The 284-nt window shown below is 47.2% G+C and carries 1 pseudogene; it reads left to right on the top strand.

Going from position 1 to position 284, the window contains the following annotated elements:
* Nucleotides 1–284 (top strand): annotated as a pseudogene (locus IQ282_RS14900) (hypothetical protein); the annotation flags it as partial.

Consider the following 284-nt stretch of genomic DNA (forward strand, 5'->3'; position numbering starts at 1 on the left):
TAGAGCCATCAGGTCAAAGGCTCACAAACAGGCCATCGCACAACAGGTAATAGTACTGGTACGCGCCATGCGCAGCGTGATGCCCAGGCTGGGGGGAAGGAAGTTATATTATAAACTTCAGGCGGAACTATCAGAGCTAAATGTTGGAAGGGATAAACTCTTTAGGATTCTAAGAGCCAACCATTTGCTGATACAGCCCAAGAGGAGCTATCACATAACGACAGACTCCCACCATAGGTTCAGGAAGCATAAAAACATAGTGGGCAACATAGAGATCGACAAGC

The sequence above is a fragment of the Nonlabens antarcticus genome, assembly GCF_015356755.1.
In the GTDB taxonomy this organism is placed as follows: domain Bacteria; phylum Bacteroidota; class Bacteroidia; order Flavobacteriales; family Flavobacteriaceae; genus Nonlabens; species Nonlabens antarcticus.